Genomic DNA, 18,365 nt, shown 5'->3' on the forward strand with positions numbered 1-18,365 from the left:
TAGCGGTCGATCAGCTAGGCACTAGAAAGGGCGCGATAGCCGTTTACATCGAGCCTTGGCATATGGACGTGAGCGATTTTCTCGATCTTCGTAAAAACTCTGGCGAAGAGAGACGCCGCGCACACGAGCTTTTCCCTGCGCTTTGGATAAACGACTTATTTATGAAGCGTGTTAAAGAAAATGGCCGATGGAGCCTCTTTGACCCAGCTCAAGTAAGCGACCTTTGTGACCTTTACGGCGAGGAGTTTGAGAAGAGATACTTAGAGTATGAAAACGACGAAAATATCCAGAAAAACACCATCCTTGCAAAAGAGCTTTGGAAGAAAATTTTAACTAGCTATTTTGAAACTGGCATGCCATTTTTATGCTTTAAAGACAATGCCAACAAAACAAATCCAAACGATCACGAGGGTATCATCAGAAGCTCAAATTTGTGCACCGAAATTTTCCAAAACACAGCGCCAAATTATTATAAGATCAAGATCACTTATGAAGACGGCGGCGAGGAGCTATTTGACGAAGAAGAAGACGTCACTGTCGATAACGGCATAACTAAAAAGGCCAAAAAGCTTAGCGCACTTGATAGCCTAAAAGGCAAGCAAATTTTCATCGTAGAAAAAGAAAGCATCGAGGGCAAAACAGCAGTTTGTAACCTTGCAAGTATAAATTTAAGTAAGATAAACAGCAAAGAGGACATTGAGCGTGTCGTGCCGATAGCTATTAGGATGCTTGATAATGTTATAGATCTAAATTTCTACCCACACAAAAAGGTAAAACATACAAACCTATCATCCCGCTCGATCGGCCTTGGCGTCATGGGCGAGGCGCAAATGCTAGCTGAGAAAAACGTAAAATGGGGCAGCTATGAGCATTTGGTGCTGATAGATAGCATAATGGAAAACATAAGCTATAACGCGATCTACGCTAGCTCAAATTTAGCCGTAGAAAAGGGCGTCTATCCAAAATTTGAAGGCTCAAAGTGGAGCAAAGGCATCATGCCTATAGACACCGCAAACGAGAACGCAAAAGCTCTTTTAAATGACAAAGGCGGGCTATTTGACGAAAATGTCTGCGACTGGGACAAGCTAAGAGAGAAGGTTAAGCGTGACGGCATGAGAAACGGCTACCTAATGGCGATTGCTCCAACTAGCTCGATCTCGATCCTTGTTGGTACTACTCAGACCATCGAGCCAGTCTACAAACGCAAGTGGTTTGAGCACAACCTAAGCGGTATGATCCCAAATGTCGTGCCAAATTTAAGCCCTGAGACGTGGCAGTTTTACACGCCAGCATATGAGCTTGATCAGAGAATTTTGATAAAAGCAGGCGCGATCCGCCAAAAATGGATCGATCAAGGTCAAAGTTTAAATATATTTATGAGCTTAGACAAAGCAAGCGGCGGATATTTAAGCGAAATTTACACGCTTGCATGGGAGCTTGGACTAAAATCAACCTATTATCTACGCTCAGAGTCGCCTGACAGCGAAAAACTAAACGACGTGGCTGACCGCTCTATCGAGTGTGAGGGTTGTCAGTAAAATTATTCAATATCTATGGCGTTTGCCATAGATATCTTTCTTGCTTCATATAAAAATAAAAGGCGATTATTTTGTCTAGTTTAACAGATATTGAAAAAAATATTTAGAAACACTTTTTGAAATGAATACAGGCTATGTTTTAGATTTTACTGATCGGACTTTTTACGATTTTATACAAAATATCACTGGAATCGATATACATGCTATTAAATATAACATTTATGGAAGTTCCAAAGCCAAAAAATTAAGAGCCTTTTGGCAAACTGAAAGCGACGCAGTAAATGGAAGAGTATTAAAGAATTTATTGGAACGCTATAAATTTAATGTTGATAGCGGAAGGATTAAATTTAACGAAAAAATTTACAGTGAATGCATAAAAATCACCAATAGGCTTCTTGGTGTTCAAAATACTATAGATTCGGAAGATGAATTATTAAAGAAAAAATTTGATGACATTAATATTAAAGATTTAACTTTGGATTATGGACTAGAAAAGGTCTTGGAGTATAGAGTTACAGAGATAGATAAATGCTTGGATATCGGTGCATATATGTCAGCAATTATACTATGTGGAAGTATCTTAGAATGTCTTTTGTTAAACTTTATGCTAAAAAATCCAAAACAATTTAATGTATATAACGAATCTCCAAAAGACAAAACTGGCAAAGTAAAACCTTTTCAGGATTGGAAACTAGCAGAAATGATAGATGTATCTGGCGGGATAGGGATTTTGTCTCAAGATACTAAAAAATTTTCACACGAATTAAGAAATTTCAGAAACTATATACATCCTATGGAACAGATGGCTAATAATTTTAAACCTGACGACCAAACGGCTAAAGTTGCTTTTCAGGTTTTAAAAATGGCTATTTTAGATTTAAAAAAGCAAAGAGATACGAAACTATAATAGTATTAGTCTAACCTAATTATTTTATAAAAAATAATTAATTTTTAAAATTAATATAATAAATAATAATTTATATTATATGCCTTTAATAAAGTAAATATATCATTTAAGAAAACTTCTCAAAATTTTATATTTTTTGATAAATATTATTAAACAAAATAAAATAGTTATCTATTGTTTAAGCTTTCTTGTCCTATACTTTTAAACTTTATATTGAAAAATTTAGAAGAAAGAGCGAGTAATGCGTGAGATTTTGAAGAGAGATGGCACAAGACAAGAATTTGTAGCATATAAGATAGTAGATGCGATAAAAAAAGCATTTGCTAGTGAAAATTTAGCTTATGATGAGAAAGTTTTTACAAATGTTGTCCAAGATATCTTTCAAAAATCAAGCGCGATAACAGTCGAAGACATCCAAGATGCGATCGAAAAAGAGCTATTTAATAGTGGATATTTCGACGTTTTAAAGAGCTTTATGCTCTACCGCCACACGCATAAGCTTCAACGTGAGCAAATTTTAGGCCTAAATGACGATACGACTTATATAAATTCAACTCAAACGATAAATGAGTACATAAACGGTACCGACTGGAGAATTTCCGCAAACTCAAATACAAGCTACTCAAACGCAGGTCTCATCAACAACACCGCTGGCAAAGTCATAGCAAACTACTGGCTAGACGCTGTTTATAGCAAAGAAGAAGGTCTTGCTCACAGAAATGGCGACTACCACATCCACGACCTTGACTGCCTTACAGGTTATTGTGCTGGCTGGAGCTTACGGGCTTTGTTAAACGAGGGCTTTAACGGCGTTCGTGGTAGGGTCGAGAGCAAAGCGCCAAAGCATTTTAGGGAAGCGCTTTATCAAATGGCAAATTTCTTAGGAATTTTGCAAAGCGAGTGGGCTGGCGCTCAAGCTTTTTCTAGCTTTGACACCTACCTTGCGCCTTATGTTTTTAAAGATGATCTAAGCGATGCCGAGATCAAAAAGGCGATAACTAGCTTTATTTTCAACCTAAATGTACCTGCACGCTGGGGACAAAGTCCATTTACAAACGTAACAATAGACATCACCTGCCCAAGCGACCTAAGAGATCAGATCCCAACGAGTGATGATATACACCTCTTTACAAATGTAAAAGATGAGAAAATTTTGAAAAAAGCAAACGAGCGTGGCAGAGAAAAACTAATTGATATGACTTATAAGGACTTCGAGCCTGAAATGGCACGCATAGATAAGGCATTTTACGAGGTTTTAACAGCTGGCGATAAGTGCTCGCAGCCTTTTACATTTCCGATACCAACGGTAAATATTACAGAGGATTTTGACTGGGATAGCGAAGTAGCGGATGTACTCTTTGAAAATACTGCCAAAATGGGCTCAAGCTACTTTCAAAATTTTATCGGCTCACAATACACTTACGATGAAAATGGCAACAAGATAGAAAACGAAAAAGCCTACAAACCAGGACATGTCCGCTCTATGTGCTGCCGTTTGCAGCTTGATCTAAGAGAGCTTTTAAAACGAGGTGGTGGTCTTTTTGGAAGTGCTGAGATGACAGGTTCGATTGGCGTTGTCACTATAAATTTGGCTCGCCTAGGATACAACTTCAAAGGTGATAAAGTCGCGCTTTATAACAGGCTAAGCTATCTTTTGGAGCTTGCTAAATCGACACTTGAAAAAAAGCGTAAATTTATCCAAGAGATGTATGACAGAGGGCTTTATCCTTATACGGCTAGATATCTAAAACACTTTAATAACCACTTTAGCACGATTGGCATAAATGGCATGAACGAGCTTCTTAGAAATTTTACAAATGATAAGGAAAATATCTCAACAAAATTTGGACGTGATTTTGCTATTGAGATGGTTGAGTTTTTACGCGACAAGATAAGGACATTTCAAGAAGAGACTGGAAATTTATATAACCTTGAGGCGACTCCAGCTGAAGGCACAACATACCGCTTTGCCAAAGAGGATAAAAAGCGCTATCCAGACATCATCCAAGCAGGTGGCGGGGAGAATATTTACTACACAAACTCAACCCAGCTTCCAGCAAATTTTACAGATGATGCTTACGAGGCACTTGATTTGCAAGATGATCTTCAGACTTCATACACTGGTGGCACAGTATTTCACCTTTATATGAAAGAAAGGATCAGCTCACCTAAAGCTTGTAAAGAGCTTGTAAAGAGCATAATCTCAAATTATAAGCTTCCATATATCACGATAACGCCTGTATTTAGCGTTTGTTCAAAACATGGTTACATTGCTGGAGAGCATGAATTTTGTCCGCTTTGTGATGCAGAATTAATAGAAAAAGAGAAAAACAATTCCAAATAAGGAGAGGAAATGACAGAAAAAGAAATTTTAGAAAAAGTACAAGATAAGCGCACAAAATGCGTAGTCTATACTCGTGTTATGGGTTATCATCGCCCAGTTGAGAGCTTTAACCTTGGTAAAAAAGGTGAGCATAAAGAGCGTATTAAATTTGACGAATACGCAAGTTGCTGCAAAAGATAATCACCGCAGCCAATAAAAATATAAAAAACTCAAATAAAAAAGGCACAATCTTCTGTGCCTTTTAAATCTCAAAAGGTCCATAAATTTGCATAAAGTCTTTAGTATAACACCATTTACTACGCTTGATTATCCAGACAAAGTGGCTGCGGTAGTTTGGTTTGCAGGCTGTAATATGCGATGCGTGTATTGCTACAATATAGAAGTTGTAAATTCAAATGGCAATATAGAAATGGATGAGGTTTGTAACTTTTTAGGTCGCCGCATAGGCAAGCTAAATGGCATCGTCTTTAGCGGTGGCGAATGCACAGCAAATCCTTTGTTTTTAAAACTTGCAAGAGAGGTTAAGTCAAGAAATTTTTGCCTAAAGGTCGATACAAATGGCTCTCATATTGAGATTTTAAAAGAGGCGATAGGTGAAGGGCTGATTGACTATATTGCACTTGATTTTAAAGCACCAAAAGAGAAATTTGTGGGCGTAACTGGCTCAAATTTATATGAAAAATTTATTAGCGCACTAAAGTATCTGCTTGAGATAAATTTCGATTTTGAAGTAAGAACAACCGTGCATGCAGATTTTTTAGATGAAGCAGATATTTCTTTGATGTCTGAAATCCTTTATGGCCTTGGATATAGAGGCAATTATTATTTGCAAAAATTCCTTAGCACAGGTGAAAATTTTGGCAATTTAGTTGATGCTAAAAGTAGCTTTGATCCGAAAAAAATCATCTCGAAACTTCCTATCAAACTAAGAAACTTTTAAATTTCTACTCATTATTTTTAACAAAAATTTTTGCTTTGCAAAACTATAATCATTAAAACTAATAAGGAGAAAATATGCAAAATTTTAGCTTTTTAAACCCTACAAGAATAGAATTTGGCAAAGACAAAGAGCAAAATATCGGCAGATACATGAAAGAATTTGGCGTTAAAAAGACGCTTATCATCTATGGCAGCGATAGGATCATAAAAAATGGCCTTTTTGATGTCGCAGCAAAGAGTCTAAGCGCAAATGGCATCGAGTTTTGCAAGATAGGTGGCGTGAAGTCAAACCCAGTGCTAAGCAAGGTAAATGAGGCTATAAATTTAGCTAAAAAGCAAGGCGTCGATAGTGTGCTAGCAATAGGCGGTGGCTCAGTGCTTGATAGCGCCAAGGCTGTGGCTGCTGGAGTTAAATATAATGGCGACGTTTGGGACTTTTTTACCGGCAAAGATCCAAGCGAAGCGCTTATGATCTTTGACATCATAACGCTTGCTGCAACTGGCTCAGAGATGAACGGCGGCGCAGTCGTCACAAATGAAGCCACAAAAGAGAAATTTGCCATGCACGGCGCTTGTCTTTACCCAAAAGTATCGGTGGTAAATCCGCTTCTTCAAGCAAGCGTTAGCAAGGAGTATTTGGTCTATTCAGCCTCTGACATCATCGCTCACAGCATCGAGGGCTACTTTACGGCGAGCGTTCAGCCTGAGATCATAAATTTATACATCGAAGCAAACATCAAAACGGTCATGAAAACGACTGAAATTTTACTAAAAGAGCCAGAAAACTATGACGCTAGAGGCGAGTTTGCCTGGGCTGCTACGATAGCGTTAAATGGCTTAACTTACGTTGGCACAGCTGGCTACTCATATCCAAATCACATGATCGAGCACGCCATAGGTGCGGTGGTTGATTGCGCGCATGGGGCTGGGCTAAGTGTCGTGATGCCAGCTTGGATGAAGTGGTATAAGAGTAGAAATTTAGATGCATTTAAGCGCTTTGGCAAAGAAATTTTTGGCGTGGATGACGCAGACGCAGGCATAGAGAAGCTAAAAGAGTGGTTTGCTAAGATCGGCACACCTACAAGCCTCATCGAGATCGGCGTCGATGATACAAATTTAGACGATATTGTGGCTTTGGTTTATGACTACGCCAAGGGCAGGAGGCTAGAGCAAATTTATACAAAAGAGGCAATAAGTGAAATTTTTGCCTTAGCGAGATAGAATTTATCTAAATTTTACAAAGGAAAGATATGAAAAAGATCGCCCTTATAGCTGGAGCTAGCGGTGCTTTGGGAAGTGAGATTTTAAAAAATTTATGTGTGAGCGAGCATTATAGTAAGGTTATCGCCCTTGCTAGGCATGAACTAGAATTCACTCACGAAAAGCTTGAAGTAAAGATAGTAAATTTTGACGAGCTAAAAGATGAGGTGCCATTTATCGCTGATGAGCTATTTTGCGCACTTGGCACTACGATGAAGGCAGCAAAGCACAAAGAGCAGTTTTATAAAGTCGATGTGACCTATCCGATAAATTTCGCCAAATTTGGCTTGGAGTGTGGGGCAAAACGCTTTGTCTTGCTCTCGGCTGCAGGTGCTAGCAGAAAGTCAGGCTCGTTTTACCTAAAGGCAAAAGGTCAAGCAGAAGCAAAGATAAAAGAGCTTGGATATAGCTCATTTCACATCGCTAGGCTGCCACTTATCGAGGCTGAGAGAAAGGAATTTAGACTTGGCGAGTATCTGGCGATAAAGGTGTTTAAATTTATCCCAAAAGGCTTTTTTGACGAGTATCGTCCGATGAGGGCGGCTGACATCGCTAAAGTGATCGTGGAGGTAGCACAAGATGACCACAGCGAGGGTGTCAAAATTTATAGTCCAGTGGAGTATGCGAAGTGAAAAGATACATCGCCATCACTGGAGCAAGCTCAGGCATAGGAGCGGCCGCGGCAAAGGTATTTGCAAGGCGTGGGGAGAATTTGATCCTAGTTGCAAGGCGGGGCGAGCTTTTAGAAAATTTAAAAAGCGAGATAGCTAAATTTGCAAATGTCGATGTCGTGATAGAGCTTTGCGACCTTTCAAAGCAAGAAAATGTCCTTTCTCTTTGGCATAATTTAGAAAAATTTGAGCTAAAAGCGCTTATAAACAACGCTGGCTTTGGCGACTATAACAAGGTCGGCGAGCAAAATTTAGAAAAAATCACGCAGATGATAAATTTAAACATCATAGCTCTTGTGACGCTCTCAACGCTCTTTACTAAAAAATATAAAGACAAAGATACGCAGCTCATCAACATATCCTCGATAGGTGGCTACAAGATCGTGCCAAACGCCGTCACATACTGCGCTAGCAAATTTTTCGTAAGTGCTTTTAGCGAAGGACTTTACCACGAGCTAGCACAGGACGAGCAGGCAAAAATGCAGGCAAAAGTCCTAGCTCCAGCTGCCACAAAGACAGAATTTGGTATGGTAGCAACTAGCAAAGAGAGCTACGACTACGACAAAGCGTTTAAAAAGTACCACATGAGTGAAGAGATGGCGGAGTTTTTGCTTCGCCTTTATGATAGCCATTACTGCGTTGGCTCGGTCGATAGAGATAGCTTTGAGTTTAGCCTAAGTAAGCCAAAATTTGACTATGCGGTCAAATACGAGCCAAAAGATAACTAGGCACTAAAGCCCTGGTAGCCTACGCCAAGGATGTGGAGCAAAAAGTAGGACAAAATAAAAAGGCAGATCATGAAAGGTGTTAGAGTTGCTATTTTAGGGGTTTGTTTGGTGGGCGCTTGCTTTGGAAATGAACTTAAATTTGATGAAAGCAAATTTGAGCTAAAAAGCGTGCAAGTTGGCGAGAGGACGCTTAAATTTAGAGCATATGAAGGCATAGTCTATGTGGCAAAGCCGGTTAGCGACTATCAGGTACTAAATTTTTATGTGCCAGAGGGTAAATTTAGCGACCAAAAGAGCGCTATTTTCATGCCAAATGCGATCGGCGGCTACATGCCAGCAATGCCGTCAAAGCCAGAAATTCAAAACGAAAAGCCAAATGCTACCCTTGAAGCGCTTCTTATAGGCTATGTCGTGGCGAGTGTTGGCACTAGAGGCAGGACGCTAAAAGATGGCGAGAACTTCATCGGCAAAGCTCCAGCCGCGATAGTTGATCTAAAAGCAGCTGTTAGGTATCTAAAATTTAACGATAAATTTATGCCAGGCGATGCAAATAAGATCATCTCAAACGGCACGAGCGCAGGCGGTGCAATGTCGGCACTTCTTGGCGTTAGCGCAGGGGTAAAAGAGTATGAGCCATATCTTAAAGAGCTAGGCGCTGCAAGAGCAGACGATAAAATTTATGCCGCCTCTATCTATTGTCCTGTTACAAATTTAGAGCATGAGGACGAGGCGTATGAGTGGATGTTTGGGGATCTGGATAAATTTGAGAGGATAGACTTTTCAAGCCTTGATGCGGCCAGCTTTAACGACAGGAGTAAAAAACCAAAGATGATCACAGGTGAGCTAAACGCCACGCAAAAAGAGCTCTCACGCGAGCTAAAAGCCAAATTTCCAGCCTATCTAAACTCGCTAAATTTAAAGGACGCTAAGGGCCATTCTTTAAGCCTTGATGAAAAGGGCGAGGGCAGCTTCAAAGAGTATATAAACGCTCTGATTTCAAAAGCATTTACAGCTACAAAGAGTGGTGATAAAAATACGCTCACACCTAAATTTATCACGCTTGACACGCAAGGTTGCCAGCTTGGATATACATTTAAATTTGAAGACTTTATTGCCTCACTAAAACGTGCTAAAGCACCAGTTGCCTTTGACGGACTTGCACTGGAAAGTCCTGAAAATGACCTTTTTGGTGATAGCAAAACGCCTGCAAAGCACTTTACTAAATTTGCAAAAGAGCGAGGTGGTGGCGAGATGGCGGAGACTGGTGTCATAAAGATGATGAATGCGATGAACTACACTAAAAATAAAGAGGCGGCGAAATTTTACCGCATAAGGCAGGGCACAAACGACACCGATCTAGCCCTCGCCGTGCCTGCTATGCTTGCACTTTCGCTTAAAAATACTGGCAAAGAGGTTGATTTTGAAGCGGTCTGGGGACAAGGACATGGCGGCGACTATGACTTAGACGAGCTTTTTGCTTGGATGAAAAGAGTGGTTGAGAAATAAATTTAAGGAAATTTGATGATAAAAAAGCTATTTTTACTAGCGGTTTTGGCGGCTTTTGCCTTTGGCGCAGAGGCACAAGTGAGCTTACACGAGCTACTTGCGACGCTAAATAATAAGAGCTTGCTGAGACAGCTTGGTAGGGAAAATATCCTTAGCTCAAAGAGCGAGCCAGGCACGCAGGCGATCTTTTTTGCGAGCGCGAAGAGCAAACCAGAGCTATTTTACGTGCTTGAGTTTTATAAGGACGAGGCGGCTTATAAAAAGCATATAGGCTCGGCGCATTTTAAGAAATTTGCAAGCGCAAGCGCTGAAATTTTAGCTAGCAAAAAGGCTATAAGCGTGAAAAAACGAGCTGCTTTTTCTAAAAATTTAACGCCAGAGCGCCTAAAAGATGCCTACTTTCACATCACAAATTTAAGCCTTTTGGCAAAAAGCGATGCGAAATTTGAAAAGATCATCAAAAAATATATGCAAAAAAGCGTAGATGAGAGCGCTTACGCGCAGTTTGCCTTTAGCCAAAAAGAGGCACCTAACAAGTGGGTGCTGGTTGAAATTTACAAAGATGAAGCTAGCTTTGAGAGCTACCACCACAGCGAAAATTACAAGGCTTACGCCAAAGAGCGAGCTGGGCTGATAGACGAATTTGACGGCTTTGGTCTCAAAAATGAGACCTCATTTAGCAAGATAAAATTTTAGGAGATGTTATGAATAAAATTTCACTTTTTTGCGCACTGGCGCTTGTTGGTAGCACGGCTTTTGCCCTTGATAAGGCAGGATGTGAGAGTTTAAAAGATGTGAAAATTTTAAACAATGAGATGATAGATGCGGTGTGGAATGAGAGTGGCGAAATTTCAGCCGATAAGATGTCCGCGCTAACTGGTGGTAGTAAAAATAATATCAAAGCAAAGCCTCACTGCGTGGTGCATGGCAAACTCTATAAACGTACTGGCTCAGATGGCAAAGAGTATGAGATAGACTATGAGCTAAGGCTGCCAGAGCAGTGGAATGAGAAATTTTTATTTCAAGGTGGCGGCGGTATGGACGGCTTTGTAGCGCCTGCTCTTGGTGCAGTACCGATACGAACAAGCACAGCCACGCCAGCGCTTCTTAGAGGCTATGCGGTCGTCACTACAAACTCAGGACACCCAGAGCCAACGGCTGAGTTTGGGCTAGATCAGCAAGCAAGGCTAGACTACGCCTATCAGGCGATCGGCAAGGTCACAGACACAGCTAAGCAAATTTTAGTCGCCGCATACGATAAAAAGCCAAAACATAGCTACTTTATGGGCTGCTCAAATGGTGGCAGGGCAGCACTCATAGCAGCACAGCGTTATCCACTTGAATTTGACGGCGTCATCGCTGCAAATCCTGGCTTTAGGCTATCTCGCGCGGCGATCGCTTAGCAGTGGGACAATCAAGCCCTTATGAAGATAGCTCCGAAAAATGAAAAAGGCGAGAAAATTTTTGCAAATGCACTAACTAAGGATGATCTTAACAAGCTAAGCCACGCCGTGCTAGAAAAATGTGACGCCTTGGACGGGTTAAAAGATGGGATCATAAATGCGTGGGAAGCGTGCAAATTTGATCCAAAAAGTCTAAATTTATCTAAGCAAAAGATAGAGGCGATCGAAAAAATCTTTAATGGAGCCAAAAACAGCAAGGGCGAGCAAATTTATAGCGGCTGGTTTTACGACTCAGGCGTGAGCGCTGAGGGCTGGAGGCAGTGGAAGCTAGGCGACTCGCAAAGTGCCAAGCCAAACGCTAGAAATATCACGCTTTCTAGCGGCTCGGTGAATTACTACTTTTTGACACCAGCACAGCCAAATTTTGACACGATAAATTTTGACTTTGACAAAGACACGCCAAAGACTTTCGAGACTGCGGCGATAAATGACGCCATCTCAACGAGCCTTAGCACATTTAGTGCAAATGGCGGCAAGCTCATAATAGTAACCGGCGTCTCAGACCCAGTTTTCTCAGCAAAAGATCAAAGGGACTGGTTTAAAAAGCTAGAAGCTGTTAATGAAAATAGCCAAAATTTCGCGGCATTTTTTGCGCTACCTGGGATGAACCACTGCGGTGGCGGTAACGCCATAGATGATGTCGATCCGCTTAGTGCGCTTGAAGCGTGGCATGAAAAGGGCGAAGCGCCAAAGAGCATGCTAGCAAAGAGCAGGAGCTACGCTGGCAAGGAATTTTTGGTGTGTGCGTATCCAAAGGTGCTACATACGTGGGTGGTGACACGAGCAAGGCTAGTAGCTTTGTTTGCAAGTAAATTTAAGAAAGTAAATTTAAGGGGCAAAAATGAGTGAAATTTTAGTCGTATCAGGTCACACTGACCTTGAAAATTCCTTTGCAAATAAGATAATTTTGAGCGAGCTAAAAAAGCACTTGCCAGAGGCTAAATTTGACATACTAAGCGAGCTTTATAAAAACTACGTGATCGATGTAAAAGCCGAGCAAGAAAAGCTAGTAAAGGCTGATGTGATCGTGCTTGTTTATCCATTTTTCTGGTACGGTGTGCCATCTCTTTTACAAAAGTGGTTTGAAGATGTGCTAGTTCATGGCTTCTCTCATGGCAGCAAGGGAGATAAGCTACGTGGCAAAAAGCTGGTGCTTTCATTTACTTCTGGCGCGCCTGAAGAGCTTTATAAAAAAGAAGCGCTTCAGCGCTACGAGATAGAGGAATTTTTGCCGCCATTTAAGGCACTAGCAAATACTTGTGGCATAGAGTTTGCAGGCTATGTTTATAGCGGAGGGCTATCATATCAGAGCAGGCACGATGAGGCAAAGCTTGCTTTGATGAAGGAAAAGGCGCTTGATCATGCAAAGAGGCTAGGCGAGCTGATAGGCAAAATTTCATGATACCAGCAAAATTTTATAAATATGTTTTTGCGTTTATAATGTCAGCATTTATGGCATTTTTTATGTCGTTTGTGCTGACGTATCTAAACCTTGGCTTTGTTGATGGCTTTGTAAAAATTTGGCTAATCGCCTACGTAAAAGCCTTTATAGTAGCGTATCCAGTGCTTTTGCTAGTCTCTCCATTTGTAACAAAACTCACACAAATTTTATGTAAAAAATAAAATAATAATATACGTTATCAATAAAAATTATTATTTACTTATTTTAATTATTTAGTTATAATCCACTCAAAATTTATCAAAATAGGAGTCAAAATGAGACAGTATGAAACATACAAATGCGAAAAATGCGGCAACGAGATCGAGGTGCAAAAGGTTGGCGGTGGTACACTAACCTGTTGCGGCGAAGAGATGAAATGTGTGACTGAAAATTTAACAGCGGTAAATTTAATGAAGGCATTTGCTGGCGAGTCACAAGCTAGAAACAAGTATGAGCTTTACGGCGATCTAGCCAAAGAAGCAGGCTATCACGCAATAGCTAGACACTTTTACGAGGCAGCTGAAAACGAGAAATGGCACGCAAGGGCTGAGTTTAAGAAATATCACGAGATGATGAACGATCCGATCGATAAGATGGATAAAAATTTACTTGACGCTGCAGCTGGCGAAAACTACGAGCATACGACGATGTATCCAGACTTTGCAAAGATCGCAAAAGAAGAAGAGCTAAGAGATGTTGAGAGGCTATTTAACGCGATCGGCAAGGTTGAAGTTGAGCACGAAAGAGAGTATTTAGAGCTTAAAAAGATGCTTGATGAAGAGGGCTTTTTTGAGAGCGACGAAGAAGATATTTGGGTTTGCGAGGTGTGCGGACACGTTCACAGAGGCAAAAAAGCTCCAGGTGCTTGCCCACTTTGCAAAGCTCCAAAAGAGTATTTTAAACGCGAATTTCTAGGCTAAAAGCCAAAATAGCCAAGGCGCTTGTCTTGGCTAAATTTATTAAATTTAAATCTCTTTTAAAATAAAAAAATTGTATAATCACTTTAAATTTTTATAAGGAGAAAGAGATGAAAAAATCACTTTTAGTTTTAGCTACTCTTGGCTTTGCACTAAGCCTAAACGCTGCAGATCTTACAGATACTTGCAAATCATACTTCTCAGACATCGACAAAATGGTCGAAGCTTACAAACAAGCTGGTCAAGAGCAACAAGTAAAAATTTATGAAGATCAAAAGAAACAATCAATGGATCAACTTGCTGCACTTCCAAAAGAGCAACAAGACGCTACTTGCAAACAAGCTAAAGAGATGTTTGCTCAAGTAATGGAACAAATGAAAAAACAAGGTCTTTTAAAATAAATTTTTATGGCTAGACTTTCTAGCCATATCCTAATCCTCTTTTTCTAATTCGTTATTTACGCCGATCTCTTTTACTTCTATATCTTTTTGATCGTCTGGAGACAAGCGTTTAAAATTTTCAAGTCTACTAACAAGACCATCTCTACCACTAAAACTTGATGCAAGGGCGTTAAAATGTTTATTTGCAGTATTTAGTGTATTACTAAGTCTATTCATATGCTCGGCTACATTGCGGACTTTATCATAAATTTTAATCGCACTCTTTACGATATTTTTGGCCTCTTCATTGCCACGCTCTATGCGCCATAAATTTGCCACTGTGCGAAGAATAGGCATAAGTGTAGTGTGAGAAACTAGTATTACGCGCTTTTGAAATGCGTAGTCAAAAAGAGAACTATCAAATTTCATAGCCTCGATATATGCTGGCTCAATTGGTATAAACATCAATACAAAATCAGGACTATCAGGTACGATCTCACCGTAATTTTTGCTATTTAAGCTATCTATGTGATTTTTCATAGAAGCAATATGTTCTTTCAATGCTAAATTTAACTCCTCCTCATTGCTGGCTGTGATAGCCTTTTCGTAAGCTACAAGTGAGACTTTAGAATCAACTATTAGGTGTTTGCCATCTGGTATCTTTACTATAAAATCAGGAATAAGACGTTTACCTTCTTCGTTCTTGAAATTTTGTTGTGTCAAGTAATGCTCATCTTTTACAAGTCCAGAAGCCTCAAATGTGCGTTCAAGCTGTATTTCACCCCAGTTCCCAAGTGTTTTATTGCTACCTTTTAGTGCAGTGGCTAGCGAGTTTGCCTCTTTTGACATCGAGATACCAATCTCACTTATGTGCTTAATCTGCATTCCTAACGCGCTAATGCCCTTAACTGATTCGTCGTGGACTGCATTTACGCGCTCTTGAAAGGTTGAAATTTGCTCCTTTAGCGGCTTTAGTAAAAGATCTAAAGAATTTTGGCTATTTTGTGTGAAATTTGCACTTTTTTCTTCAAATATTTTATTTGCAAGATTAGAAAATTCCAAATTTAACTCATTTTTCACTTTTAATAAATTTGCCTCTTGCTCTTTTAGGCTATTTTCTTTCGCTTCTATTTCATTTCTAAGCACAGCCATATCACGTTTTAATCTATTTTCTCTCTCATTTGCTTCAGTTAAAGCATTTTTATTTTGATTTAGCTCAGCTAGTGTTGCAGTGAAATTTACCTCGTTATTCTTGGCCCTTTCATTTGCTGTACCGATACTCTCTTTAAGCTCATTTATCACGCGCTCCATCGCATCTTCAGCTTCGTCTTTTTGTGCTATTTTGGTTTTTAGAGCATCGATCTCGCCGATGAGCTCGTCTATTCGCTCGTGATTTGACATAAGTCTTGCTTTTTGCTCGCTGATGAGCTGTAAATTTTCACTATTTTGAGATGATAAATTTGCTAAATTTGATGAAATTTCAAAATTTTCTTGCTCTTTTTGCGCCAAATTTCTTTTTAGCTCGAGTTTGTCTCTATTAAATGAATAGATGACAAATATCGCAATCAAAAATAGTACTCCTAAAAATATGGCAGCATAAAAATAGAAATCTTGTTGCATTTGGTATCCTTAAAAAGTGAAGAAATTTTTATATTTTTATAAAAGCAAAGAGACTACTCCTTGCTTTTGTAATAAATTTTTATGCTTCTAGCACTGCCCCATTGCTTGCGTTTGTGACTAGTTTGCGGTATTGCCTTAGCCAGCGAGAGGTTAGCGCCTTATCAACTGGTTTAAATTCCGCCCTTCTCTTTGCGATCTCAACCTCGCTTAGGCGAACGTTTATCTCGTATTTATCGACGTCTATATCGATGATATCGCCATCTTTTAGCAAGCCTATCATGCCGCCTTCAGCCGCTTCTGGGCTTACGTGACCGATGCTTAGACCCCTTGTCGCTCCGCTAAAGCGACCATCTGTGATGAGCGCTACGTCTGCGCCAAGTCCTCGTCCCATGATGAGTGAGGTAGGGCTTAGCATCTCTTGCATGCCAGGGCCTCCACGTGGACCTTCGTAGCGGATGACGACGACATTGCCTTTATCTACTTTACCACTTGAAATGCCAGCTATAGCTTCATCTTGTGAGTTAAAGCAGACCGCTTTACCGCTAAATTTACGCTCGCCAACGATACCAGCTGTCTTGATAACACAGCCTTGCTCGGCTAAATTTCCAAATAAAATGGCAAGTCCGCCAACTTGTGAATAGGCATTTTCCACCTTGTGAATGATGCTTTCATCTTTGATGTCACTTGCTTCTACACGCTCGCCCAAAGTTTCGCCGCTAACTGTTAGGTTGTCTAAATTTAGCATGCCGTTATCTCTGCGTGAAATTTCTTTTATCACCGCATTCATACCACCAGCTCTGCCGACGTCCTCCATATGCACGTTTGACAAACTTGGGCTGATTTTAGCGATGTGAGCGATGTTTTGGCTGATTTTATTTAGCTCTTTGATATCTAAATTTACGCCAGCCTCTCTTGAGATAGCTAGCATGTGAAGAACGGTGTTGCTGCTACCACCCATTGCCATATCAACGACAAGCGCGTTGCGGATCGCTTTTTCATTTAGTATGTTTCTTATCTTAAATTTCTCATCAAGTGCGATCTCGCAGATCCTGCGAGCAGCCTGTCTAATAAGCTCCTCACGCTCCGGAGTTAGCGCTAGGATAGTGCCGTTGCCAGGGAGTGCTATGCCCATCGCTTCACAAAGCGTGTTCATAGAATTTGCTGTAAACATACCGCTACAGCTGCCACCACTTGGACATGCGTTGCACTCGATATCTTTTAGCTCAGCCTCGTCTATCTCTTTGGTCTCAAATTTACCAACCGCCTCAAACGCAGTCGCAAGGTCGATTGGCTTACCATCTTTTGTGTAGCCTTTTTTCATAGGGCCACCGCTTACAAACACGGTTGGGACATTGACCCTTAAAGCACCCATAACCATGCCAGGGACGATCTTGTCGCAGTTTGGCATACAAACAAGTGCGTCAAGCGCGTGAGCGTTCATCACAGTTTCTATCGAGTTTGCGATGATCTCGCGGCTAGGCAAGCTATATAGCATGCCTCCATGCCCCATCGCGATGCCATCATCCACGCCGATACAGTTAAACTCAAATGGAATACAGCCATTTTTGCGAATTTCATCTTTTAAAATTTGTGCGTATTTGTTTAAGAAAAAGTGCCCAGGTATGATCTCTATAAAGCTGTTTGCAACGCCGATGAAGGGTTTAGCAAAGTCATCGTCTTTTAGCCCAGTCGCACGTAAAAGTGAGCGGTGTGGGGCTCTTGTGTAGCCTTTTTTGATTATATTGCTTCTCAAATTTGATCCTTTTTTAAAATTTGAGAGGATTTTATCACATATAAAGTATCAAAGATTTTAAAAAAATTTTTGCAAATTTAAAAATTTTTTTATTACATAAATAACACATTAAATTTTTAAAATTTATCCAAAAAGGATGAGCTAAATAGCTACGAAATTTCGGTAATTTTAATCAAAGCAGTATGCAAAATAATAACGTAAAAATATTATCAATGTGTTATAAATATTGATTTATAGGGCTTTATTGTACCCTGGTACAATTTACAAGACCTATGAAAATTTATACAATGCGATAAAATTTTTTAACAAGGATGAGAAAATGATCGCAAAAATAGAGGGCATAAAAGTGATGCCAATGCAAACTAAAATTTTAAATTCTGGCACAAACTTTTATGAAAATAACTTCACAAATACAACTTTAATTTTTCCTTTTTACGCGAAGAAGTAAAACAACTTCTAATCTCCAAAACAAGAGCGATTTAGCTTTTATTTTAAATTTAATTTATAGTTAAGAGAGTTTTATATGCAAAGTGAAAAAACAGAAATTTTACTTGATGAAGTGAATGAAACAATAGATTCGATATTTAGAACCTGTAATAAAAATGGTGGAACAAAGAAAGCTTTGGAAAATAGAAAGCTAAATAAAGAAATTTTAAAAGATAAATTTGCATCGATCTTTTTAAAATTTGACCAGATAGATGATGATAATTTTAAAAGCATAGTTCTTGCAAGTGATGAGACAAAAGAGCTAAGCGAGATGGTAAAAGTGTTTGAAGCGGATAAAGATATAGACTTGCCAGAACTAGAGCGAGCGATAAATTTTAACCTTACTAGAATCAAAGAAGCAATCTACAAATTTCAAAACAACAACTAAAAGCTGGTGAGAGAAAAATCTCAC

Annotated in this window: 16 protein-coding genes and 2 pseudogenes; 16 read left to right on the forward strand and 2 right to left on the reverse strand. The window is 39.8% G+C overall.

Annotated features, from left to right (window positions below):
- The 14 genes and pseudogenes from B9N62_RS06820 to B9N62_RS06885 all read left to right on the forward strand — a co-directional run.
- The coding region (locus tag B9N62_RS06820) for a ribonucleoside-diphosphate reductase subunit alpha (RefSeq protein ID WP_087584901.1) at positions 1 to 1,538 on the forward strand (1,538 nt) is incomplete at its 5' end.
- Between the two features lie 121 nt (positions 1,539 to 1,659).
- Entirely contained in the window at positions 1,660 to 2,445 is a 786-nt protein-coding gene (locus B9N62_RS06825; protein ID WP_087584902.1) for a hypothetical protein, read from the forward strand.
- 241 nt (positions 2,446 to 2,686) lie between these two features.
- Positions 2,687 to 4,969 (forward strand): annotated as a pseudogene (locus tag B9N62_RS06830) (ribonucleoside triphosphate reductase).
- Between the two features lie 85 nt (positions 4,970 to 5,054).
- Positions 5,055 to 5,729 (forward strand): anaerobic ribonucleoside-triphosphate reductase activating protein, encoded by a 675-nt coding sequence (locus B9N62_RS06835; RefSeq protein WP_087584904.1) that lies wholly within the window; start codon positions 5,055 to 5,057, stop codon positions 5,727 to 5,729.
- Between the two features lie 74 nt (positions 5,730 to 5,803).
- On the forward strand, positions 5,804 to 6,949 hold the full coding sequence (locus B9N62_RS06840; protein WP_087584905.1) for an iron-containing alcohol dehydrogenase: 1,146 nt from the start codon (positions 5,804 to 5,806) through the stop codon (positions 6,947 to 6,949).
- Between the two features lie 29 nt (positions 6,950 to 6,978).
- A complete protein-coding gene (locus tag B9N62_RS06845; protein WP_087584906.1) occupies positions 6,979 to 7,620 on the forward strand; it encodes an NAD-dependent epimerase/dehydratase family protein in 642 nt (213 codons plus the stop codon).
- On the forward strand, positions 7,617 to 8,387 hold the full coding sequence (locus tag B9N62_RS06850; RefSeq protein ID WP_087584907.1) for an SDR family NAD(P)-dependent oxidoreductase: 771 nt from the start codon (positions 7,617 to 7,619) through the stop codon (positions 8,385 to 8,387). Before B9N62_RS06845 ends, B9N62_RS06850 begins: the two co-directional genes overlap by 4 nt.
- A gap of 69 nt (positions 8,388 to 8,456) precedes the next feature.
- On the forward strand, positions 8,457 to 9,893 hold the full coding sequence (locus tag B9N62_RS06855; protein WP_087584908.1) for a subtype B tannase: 1,437 nt from the start codon (positions 8,457 to 8,459) through the stop codon (positions 9,891 to 9,893).
- A gap of 15 nt (positions 9,894 to 9,908) precedes the next feature.
- Positions 9,909 to 10,589 (forward strand): putative quinol monooxygenase, encoded by a 681-nt coding sequence (locus B9N62_RS06860; protein ID WP_087584909.1) that lies wholly within the window; start codon positions 9,909 to 9,911, stop codon positions 10,587 to 10,589.
- A gap of 167 nt (positions 10,590 to 10,756) precedes the next feature.
- Positions 10,757 to 12,205 (forward strand): annotated as a pseudogene (locus tag B9N62_RS06865) (tannase/feruloyl esterase family alpha/beta hydrolase).
- On the forward strand, positions 12,198 to 12,758 hold the full coding sequence (locus tag B9N62_RS06870; protein WP_087584910.1) for an NAD(P)H-dependent oxidoreductase: 561 nt from the start codon (positions 12,198 to 12,200) through the stop codon (positions 12,756 to 12,758). The pseudogene B9N62_RS06865 and the gene B9N62_RS06870 overlap by 8 nt, the downstream one beginning before the upstream one ends.
- Positions 12,755 to 12,979, forward strand: a complete 225-nt coding sequence (locus B9N62_RS06875) for a DUF2798 domain-containing protein (RefSeq protein WP_087584911.1) — start codon at positions 12,755 to 12,757, stop codon at positions 12,977 to 12,979. The genes B9N62_RS06870 and B9N62_RS06875 overlap by 4 nt, the downstream gene beginning before the upstream one ends.
- 93 nt (positions 12,980 to 13,072) lie before the next feature.
- Positions 13,073 to 13,717: a ferritin family protein gene (locus B9N62_RS06880; RefSeq protein ID WP_002940712.1), complete on the forward strand. Its 645-nt coding sequence runs from the start codon at positions 13,073 to 13,075 to the stop codon at positions 13,715 to 13,717.
- A gap of 107 nt (positions 13,718 to 13,824) precedes the next feature.
- Positions 13,825 to 14,115 (forward strand): DUF5339 domain-containing protein, encoded by a 291-nt coding sequence (locus tag B9N62_RS06885; protein ID WP_087584912.1) that lies wholly within the window; start codon positions 13,825 to 13,827, stop codon positions 14,113 to 14,115.
- A gap of 30 nt (positions 14,116 to 14,145) precedes the next feature.
- Here the strand turns inward: B9N62_RS06885 and rmuC are convergent, their stop codons facing one another.
- Positions 14,146 to 15,714 carry a DNA recombination protein RmuC gene (gene rmuC, locus B9N62_RS06890; RefSeq protein ID WP_087584913.1) on the reverse strand — a complete coding sequence of 523 codons (1,569 nt, stop codon included), beginning with the start codon at positions 15,712 to 15,714 and terminating at the stop codon, positions 14,146 to 14,148.
- Between the two features lie 79 nt (positions 15,715 to 15,793).
- Positions 15,794 to 17,467 (reverse strand): dihydroxy-acid dehydratase, encoded by a 1,674-nt coding sequence (gene ilvD, locus B9N62_RS06895; RefSeq protein WP_087584914.1) that lies wholly within the window; start codon positions 17,465 to 17,467, stop codon positions 15,794 to 15,796.
- 244 nt (positions 17,468 to 17,711) lie between these two features.
- Here ilvD and B9N62_RS10370 point away from each other — a divergent pair, with 244 nt between their 5' ends.
- Both B9N62_RS10370 and B9N62_RS06900 read left to right on the forward strand, forming a co-directional pair.
- Positions 17,712 to 17,915: a hypothetical protein gene (locus B9N62_RS10370; RefSeq protein WP_141083208.1), complete on the forward strand. Its 204-nt coding sequence runs from the start codon at positions 17,712 to 17,714 to the stop codon at positions 17,913 to 17,915.
- Between the two features lie 75 nt (positions 17,916 to 17,990).
- Entirely contained in the window at positions 17,991 to 18,341 is a 351-nt protein-coding gene (locus B9N62_RS06900; RefSeq protein WP_087584915.1) for a hypothetical protein, read from the forward strand.
- Positions 18,342 to 18,365: the final 24 nt, after the last annotated feature.

The sequence above is a fragment of the Campylobacter concisus genome, assembly GCF_002165785.1.
Taxonomy (GTDB): domain Bacteria; phylum Campylobacterota; class Campylobacteria; order Campylobacterales; family Campylobacteraceae; genus Campylobacter_A; species Campylobacter_A concisus_W.